The 7,644-nt window shown below is 65.2% G+C and carries 9 protein-coding genes; 1 reads left to right on the plus strand and 8 read right to left on the minus strand.

The window, feature by feature from the left end:
- Positions 1 to 98: 98 nt before the first annotated feature.
- The gene (locus tag QZX79_RS07935) at positions 99 to 710 is read right to left on the minus strand and encodes a cyanamide hydratase (protein ID WP_294567286.1); all 612 of its coding nucleotides are present in this window, start codon (positions 708 to 710) and stop codon (positions 99 to 101) included.
- Positions 711 to 773: 63 nt separating this feature from the next.
- Positions 774 to 1,484 (minus strand): TetR/AcrR family transcriptional regulator, encoded by a 711-nt coding sequence (locus QZX79_RS07940; protein WP_294567289.1) that lies wholly within the window; start codon positions 1,482 to 1,484, stop codon positions 774 to 776.
- 235 nt (positions 1,485 to 1,719) lie between these two features.
- Here QZX79_RS07940 and QZX79_RS07945 point away from each other — a divergent pair, with 235 nt between their 5' ends.
- Entirely contained in the window at positions 1,720 to 2,706 is a 987-nt protein-coding gene (locus QZX79_RS07945) for an NAD(P)-dependent alcohol dehydrogenase (protein WP_294567292.1), read from the plus strand.
- Between the two features lie 75 nt (positions 2,707 to 2,781).
- Here QZX79_RS07945 and QZX79_RS07950 read toward each other — a convergent pair whose 3' ends face one another.
- The 6 genes from QZX79_RS07950 to QZX79_RS07975 form a co-directional block, all read right to left on the minus strand.
- The gene (locus QZX79_RS07950; protein ID WP_294567295.1) at positions 2,782 to 3,024 is read right to left on the minus strand and encodes a hypothetical protein; all 243 of its coding nucleotides are present in this window, start codon (positions 3,022 to 3,024) and stop codon (positions 2,782 to 2,784) included.
- Between the two features lie 54 nt (positions 3,025 to 3,078).
- Positions 3,079 to 3,408 (minus strand): DUF4190 domain-containing protein, encoded by a 330-nt coding sequence (locus tag QZX79_RS07955; RefSeq protein ID WP_294567298.1) that lies wholly within the window; start codon positions 3,406 to 3,408, stop codon positions 3,079 to 3,081.
- 711 nt (positions 3,409 to 4,119) lie between these two features.
- On the minus strand, positions 4,120 to 5,040 hold the full coding sequence (locus QZX79_RS07960; RefSeq protein WP_294567301.1) for an alpha/beta hydrolase: 921 nt from the start codon (positions 5,038 to 5,040) through the stop codon (positions 4,120 to 4,122).
- A 64-nt stretch (positions 5,041 to 5,104) separates the two neighbouring features.
- Complete coding sequence (locus QZX79_RS07965; protein ID WP_294567303.1) at positions 5,105 to 5,932, minus strand: DUF6282 family protein; 828 nt, start codon at positions 5,930 to 5,932, stop codon at positions 5,105 to 5,107.
- A 2-nt stretch (positions 5,933 to 5,934) separates the two neighbouring features.
- Complete coding sequence (locus QZX79_RS07970) at positions 5,935 to 6,783, minus strand: nitrilase-related carbon-nitrogen hydrolase (RefSeq protein WP_294567304.1); 849 nt, start codon at positions 6,781 to 6,783, stop codon at positions 5,935 to 5,937.
- The coding region (locus QZX79_RS07975; RefSeq protein ID WP_294567307.1) for a glycine betaine ABC transporter substrate-binding protein at positions 6,776 to 7,644 on the minus strand (869 nt) is incomplete at its 5' end. The genes QZX79_RS07975 and QZX79_RS07970, both read right to left, overlap by 8 nt.

The following is a 7,644-nucleotide window of genomic DNA, read 5'->3' on the forward strand; positions in this document are numbered from 1 at the left end:
CGCCCTCAGAGTACAAGCACCTGCTGAGGCGAACAGTTAGGTAGGACAAGTCGCCGCGGGGAAGAATCCCCGCCTGAAAAGGTCGCCGGCGCACTCGATTAGGCGCTTGGGTCTTGCTCCAGCGGATGATTCGCCAGCTTCGCGGCGACGCCGTCGTGCACGAGCCGGTGAGCCGCTGTGGCAGGCTTTCGCGAGGCCTGGTCCGTCACGCCCGCGGTGAACTCATCCGCGAGCGCGAGGCGCGGATACGCGGAGAGGACCTCCTGCACGAAGTCGTGTGGAAGGACGTCCGCTCGGGAGCCACTGATGTCCAGGCCCGTTGCGGTCTCCAGCAGGTATCCCTCCACATCCATTGCGGGATCCACCGACGGCCAGTTGTGCCGCACGATCACCTCGAGTGCGCGCTGTCGTCGGTCGGGCGGCCAGCCGGCGCCAGCGGTGAGCGCGACCGCCACCTGCCCGCCGGCTTCCTCGTAAGAGAGCGCTACGTTGTCAAAAGCGGGGACGATCCCGATGTCGTGCAGCATTGCGGAGGTGTACAGCAGCTCATGATCTACGTCCTGCCGTTCCTCGAGCAGGGCGAATGCCTCTGCCCACAGCCAGGATCGGATCACGTGATTGAGCAGCGCGGGAGAATGGTACGAAGCTGCCAGTTCGAGAGCGGCCCGGGCTGCCTGGGTGCTTGGAGCGGTGAAGTCGTGCAGACGCATAGAGACATCGTCGCAGACGAGCGCAAGCGACTCGGGAAAGTCGAAACGGCTCCGGGATCCGGATCAGTCCGTGCCCAGCGCCGCTTCCAGTCCGTCTAGGATCACTTCGAGTCCGTACTCGAATTCCTCGGTGTAGTCGTAGCCGGGCTTCAAAACGTGGGTGTTCACGAATTCCGCGAGATTCGGATACTCATTGGCGGGGAAGGGCTCGAACATGTGCTGCGCCATGGCATCCATGTCGGCATTGGTGTCGAACGGCATATTCATCCGGGTGAGGGCGAAGCCGTAGATGTAGCCATCCAGCAACGAGTAGGCGTGGGCCACCATGGCGATGTCGAAGCCGGCCGAGCGAAGCTTGCCGATCACCGCATCGTGGTGCCGCAGGTTCGCGGGCCCGGGCCGCAGGCGGGACTCCATCAACCCGATCGCCCACCGGTGTCGTGCAAGAGCATCACGGAGTGAGAGGGCCCGTTCCCGCATTGCGGGTTTCCAGCCGGCACCACCGAGGGGGAGTGCGATCTCGCTGAAGACGACGTCGATCATCGCATCGATGAGGTCCTCCCTGTTTGCCACATGGCGGTAGAGAGCCATCGGTGCGACATTCAGCGCCTTCGCGACATGGCGCATCGTCAGCCCCTCCAGCCCAGCTCCGTCGGCGTGCTGAACGGCGGCCTGCACGACCCGTTCCCTGGTCAAGGGTGTTCGGGTGCCCTCGGTATCGCTCGTCGCCACCGGCATTGACGTTCCTTCCTTGATCTGGAGTTGGTTCCCCATCCGCTACGCCCTCGCTGTGTACTTAGTACTCTATCAGATGTACGCTGTACGCACGACGCGGAGCCGCCCGCGTTCTTACAGGGAAAGGATCAGCCATGACGTCTCCGAACGGCACATTCTCCGAGGCTCCGGGAGGACCGCCGCCAGCCCCGCTCAAGCTGGACCTGCCCCCGGTCGGAGTCCGTACTCCATCCCCTGCCCAGCCAGCACACGCGCGGGTCGCTCCGGTTCCCGCATGAAGGCGATCACCAGCCGCGCCTATGGCGCACCAGACACTATCCGCGTCGAAGAGATTCCCACACCCGTCCCGGGAGCAGGCGAGGTGTTGATCCGCACCTTTGCCACCGTCGTTTCCGGCGCGGAATGCACCGCACGGGCAGGCCGGGACCCCTTCGCCCGGCTCTACTTCGGCCTGATGCGGCCCCGTTTTCCGGTCCTGGGAACCGGATTCGCGGGCGAAGTCCTGGCCGTCGGAAGTGCGGTGGCTAAGTACAGTATCGGCGACCAGGTCATGGGATCGGTGGGACCGAGGCTGGGAGCGCATGCCGAGTACGTCACTGTGTCCGAAGACGGCGTCATCGCGTTGATGCCTCCCGGTCTGGTGCCTGCGGACGCCGTGGCAGTCCTTGACGGCGCCCTCACAGCGCTGCCGTTCCTCCGGGACGCCGCCGGGCTGAAGGCCGGACAGTCCATCTTGATCAACGGTGCCTCCGGCGCGGTGGGTACCGCGGCAGTTCAGCTCGCCACACATTTCGGAGCAGCTGTCACCGCGGTCTGCAGCACCGCAAACCGTGAACTTGTGAAATCGCTGGGCGCCGACCACGTCATCGACTACACGGCGGAGAATTTCACGCAGACCACCCGGACATACGATGTCGTCTTCGACGCGGTGGGCAAGAGCTCCTACACACGCAGCCGGCGGCTCCTGAAGCCTGGTGGCAGCTACCTGACCACAGTTCCCTCCTTGCCCATTCTGGTGTGGGCTCTGGTGACCCGGATAATCGGCAGGACAAGGGCGGGTATCGCGTTCACGGGGCTTCGAAAGGCCCCGGCCATGGCTCGGGACGTCACCTTCCTAGGTGATCTGGCGGCGTCCGGACACCTCGTCCCGGTGATTGACCGGATCTACGGTCTGGACGACGCCGCCTCCGCGCATGCCCGCGTCGAAACGGGACGCAAAACGGGAAGTGTCGTCATCGCCCTGCAAACCGCGGGGGAGTAGGCTGCCTCAGCGAAGGCAGTGGTGATCCCAGCAGCACCGCGCGCCGGTGCGCCGAAGCCTGCCTAGCTGTCATACCTAAAAGCCGTCCTCCGGGTCCTCGAGCTTCCGGCTGGGGAGCTTGGTGCTCAGATACATGGCGAGCACCCATTGAGCCATTCCCCCAACCAAGAGGAAGATGACAAACGCTGGCTTCCCTCCTTCGGCCCAAAGGATCAGGCCGATCGTCAGCCAAACGAATGCACCATACCGGGACCCGTGCCGGGCAGATCGGATCAGGTTCTCACGCGTCTCCGCGGACTTCGGTTCGTCATCGGCCATGCGGGCTAGCTCCCACGCCTGGAGCATGCGCTCCTGAGGCGCCCCGCCAGCCGCCTAGACATTGCAGGTGTAGGTGATGCCGTTCCGCTCGTGGACTCCGTCGCCAAGTTCGGCACAGGTTTGAATGACGCTCGTGATACCGACGGTCAGGAGGGTGATCCCGGCGACGGTGATGGCAGCTCCAATGATGATCCCGGCAAGGGCAAAACCGTTTGTCATACCTGCCTTCCTTGACTGGACGAAGGCGATAATGCTGAGGATCAGCCCGATGACGCTCAATGGCCCCAGAATCGACAGGACGAATCCGGCGATACCTAGGGATCTGCCGGGATTGGTGCGTTCCTCTAGTCTCGATGATGGCGACTGCTGGTAGCCCTGAGTCATGCGAATTCCCCCATAAAGTGATCGTTTTTCTCTATTTGATGCTCAGATATGTCCCGGTATTCATGGAATTTACGGCGACCGATCCCCGGCCCGGCGCCGGCGTTCCGCCCGCCACCTGACAACGCCTCCAGCGATGAACACGGCGCCGCCGAGGAGGGAAACAACTGCCCCCCGCGGAATTCCCGGCAGGGTCAGCCACCACAATCCAATGAGGACGAAGACAAGCCCCAGAGACGCCAGCCACGAGCCCTGTCTGTCAATCTTCATGTCGTCCCCTGATCTCGGCAGGATGAAAACGGGCGGAATGCCGCTTCCGGTAGTTTCCCTGAAAATTCCACCTAAGTATGGTGCGCATCACGGTACGCCCGGACGCGAGTTCTGCAAAGGAATAAATCCGTCCGAAGTGATAGATGAGTGTTCTCCACAGGAAAACAGGTACCGGGGCGGAGTCTTACAGGAGCCGACCAACAATTCGGAGAAAGGTCTTGATTAGCCCGTCGCAGGATTTCAAGGCAATGTTTTTCGACTGCGACTACGACTGGGTTCTGGTGGAGCCGAGGCCGATCACAAATGCCACGGATCAGGCGGCCGCCTCGATTTCTGGAACTGGACATGGAGGGACGCGTAGGGGAGGGGCGCCGAGCCCAGCGGCATGCCGTGGGAAGGGCAGCGGCACCTGCTGCCACCGCCCTTCCGCAGTGAAGCGCCGGATCAGGCGGAGACGCTCCGGGCAGGGGAGGTGCTTGCCAGGAAGGCCTCGTCGAAGAACTCACGGAGCCTGTCGCACAGCACAACGAACTCCGGGTGGTCAACGAACATGAAGTCGTTGTGCCTGCCGTCGATGGTGTAGAGGGTCTTGGGGGAGGCGGCCGCGGCGTACAGGGACGACGCCTCATCGAACGGGTGCAGCGTGTTGCGCGATCCGTGCCCGATGAACAGCGGGGTCGGCGCAAGGTCCGCTACCACCTTTTCGACCCGGAGATCCATGATCGACTCGGTGAACTGGACCCGCGTGGGGTGGCCGAAGCCGTACACCTGGGACAGTTCCTTGCCCACGTAGTCCTCGGTTGCGGGATCGAGGGGGTAGTGGGCGAACGTGTCGGCCAGCCGCGATTCCCCCTCAAGGACACGCCGGGTGCGGTCTTGCTGCACCTCATCGACGATCCGGGTCCACTCGTCATAGGTGTGGATGGACTTCAGCCAGCGGGGCCCGTCGTAGAAGCCGTTGAGGGCCGCGACGCCGGCGACGTTGCCGCCCTTCTCCCCGGCGAGGATCACATTGGCGGCGCCCATGCCCCAGCCGATGAGTCCGATCCGGCGGTTGTCGACGTCCTCCTGGGACTGCAGGAAGGTCACCGCGTTGCGGATGTCCTCGACCTGCTGCTCGATCAGGACGGTCCCCTTCTCGCCCTCGCTGTCGGCCATGCCCCGGTAGTCGAAGCCCAGGCAGATGTAGCCGCGTTCGGTCATCTGGCGGGCGAACATCTTTGGGTAGAACTCGTTGAAGCCCTGGTAACCGGAATTCACAATGAGAGCGGGGTGTGGGCCGTCACCGGCGAGGCTGTCGGGGTAGTAGAGGGTTGCCTGCAGGCGGCTGCCTTCGCTGAAGAACGTTGCTTCTTTCTCGATCACTGTTTTTCCTTTATCTCGATGGGCGCACCCGGGGGCGGTGCGTTGTGGGTCGGTGGGGCGCCGGTCAGGCGGGTGTGAACAGGCCGGCGGGGGTCGTGGAGGCCGCCGCCTCCAGCCAGCTGCGGTCGAGACCTTCCGAGGCAAGGGTGTCGATGAGGAGCAGAAGCGCCTCGGGTGGGGGCGGGGAATTCGGCTGCCCGGCATCGGAGGAGAGGATCAGGCGGTGGCCTGCGGCCTCAGCGGCGCGCGCCAGCATCGCCGGCGTGCAGCCGGGTTGATGCAGCAGCTGGTAGGTGGTGATTTCGGCATACCCGCCGCGTTCCACCAGCGACCGGATAGCCGACGGGTCCAGCCCGGGCACTGTGTAGGAGGGGTGGGTGAACAGCACCCGGCGGATGCCGTAGAAGCGCGCCCGATCGCTGAGCCAGTTGCACTCGGCCCCGCTGAGGTGCCCGGTGGCGAGCACCGCGTCGTGGTCCGCGATCAGCGCCAGCACCGTTTCGGTGGCCTGCGTGGTGCGGGTGTCGACCGGGGGAATGGCATAGGAATGCGGCGCCAGCCGCGGTTCCTGGTGGCACAGTCGAGGCAGGTCGGCGGTGTGCTGGGTGTGGGCGTCCGCCGTGGGCATCCAGATGACCCGGCCCCCCGAGGAGAGCGTGGCGGCCACCGCGCTGGGGTTGATGCCGCCGCAGTGCTGGTTGAGGGCGATCCCCCCGTACACCTTCTGTCCCGTCAGCCGGGCTGCGGAATTCGCCCGGCCGACGGTGGACTCGTAGTGCGCCTTGAGCACGAATCCGGAGAAGTCGGCCAACGCGAACGCCTCGGCGACGGCGATGTCATCACCGATGCGGTCCAGGACATCCGGACCTGCATGGACATGGGAGTCGAACACCCTTACAGCTCCTCTGCTGCAAGCTGCGCGGCTTCACGGGCAATGATCTCCGCGCGTGATTCCTGCAGCAGCGGCCACTGGCGCCGAAGCCGGCGCAGCTCGCCGAGATCGAGGTCGCAGGTGAGTTCTCCGGGCTCGGAGCCGAGCTGACCGAGCACCTCCCCCGAGGGGTCGATGACCCGCGACCCGCCCCAGAAGTCACGCTCGTTCTCCCGGCCGGAGCGGTTGACGAACACCACGAAGGACTGAAGAACGACGGCGGCATGCAGCAGGATGATCTCCCAGGCGCGTTCGGTGGAGATGCCCACGGTGCTGGTGGCACTGTTGACCGTCACCACCAGCACCTCGGCGCCGCTGTGGGCCGCAAGCCACGGCACCGCCGGCTGCCACGCGTCGTTGCAGATCAGCACCGCGAGCCGGGTCTCCGCCAGGTCGTGGCAGAGCAGCCGTCCGCCCGGGCGGAAGTGCTTGCGCTCTTCCCAGCCCCGGTACGTGGGCAGGTACATCTTGCGCTGGATCCTGGGTTCACCGCCGGTCAGCAGGGCGGCACTGTTGAACGTGTGGTGGCGGAAGGCCTCGGCGAAACCCGCTACGACCGCCGGGCCGTGTCGGCCCAGGCGCAGCAGCCGCTCATCGTCGGGCTGGATCGGGTCGATGTCGGGCACCTCGCTGAGGTGGTACCCGTGCGTCGCGAGCTCCGGGGCGACGACGAGGTCGCAATCGGTACCCGCCTGCACCAGTGCGTCAAGGCGGGCCAGGTTGCCGTCGACGTCGCCAAGCACCGGATCGGTCTGCAGCAGGCGCACCCGCAGCCGGTCGGCTCCGGGCGGCATGGCCAGGTGGTCACTCACCAACGAACCCTTCCTTGACCAGCCATTCGGTGGCGGTCTCTTCGGGCGTGAGCCCGTCGACGTCAACCTTGGCGTTCAGGGCCTGCATGGTCTCGTCATCGAGCGCCTCGGCAACCGGCGCGAGCACCTCTTCGATCCCCGGATTCTCCTTGAGTGCCTCGGCGCTCACGGAGACGGAGGGGTTGTAGGCCGTAAAGAACTTCTTGTCGTCTTCGAGGACCACAAGGTCGAGCGCGGCGATGCGCCCGTCGGTGGCGAACACCTCGCCGAAGACGCAGGGGTCGGCTTTCTCGATGGAGTTGTAGATGGCGCCGGCGGCCAGCTCGGAGACGCCGTTTCCGGGGAGTTCGAAGCCGTAGGCTTCCTGCAGCCCGGGCCATCCGTCGTCGCGTCCGAAGAACTCGGCTGCTCCGCAGAAGCTGGCGCTGGCGGCGTCGTCCGAAACGAGCTTCGCGTAGTCGGAGACCGTGGTGACGCCGAGTTCTTCGACCTTCGCCCGGCTGCCGGCGACGGCGTAGGTGTTGTTCGCCGGCGCGGGCTCCAGCCAGGAGATCGAGTTTTCCTGCTCGTCACGGTCCGCGACCGCCTCATAGAGCTCCTGCGGATCGGCGATAGGCTCGGTCTCGCCCAGATGGGTGATCCAGCCGGTCCCGGTGTACTCCCAGTACAGGTCGATGTCACCGCTGAGCAGGGCGGAGCGGACGGTGCTGCTTCCGGACATCCCGCAGGTCCGCTTCACCTCCGCGCCGGCGGACTCGAGCGCCTGGGCGGTCACCTCGCAGAGGATGAGCTGTTCGGTGAATTCCTTGCCGCCGACACCGATCTCCGCACCGTTCAGGTCACCGAGCTCCGCCAGGGAAC

It is taken from the genome of uncultured Arthrobacter sp., assembly GCF_902805515.1.
Lineage (GTDB): Bacteria > Actinomycetota > Actinomycetes > Actinomycetales > Micrococcaceae > Arthrobacter_D.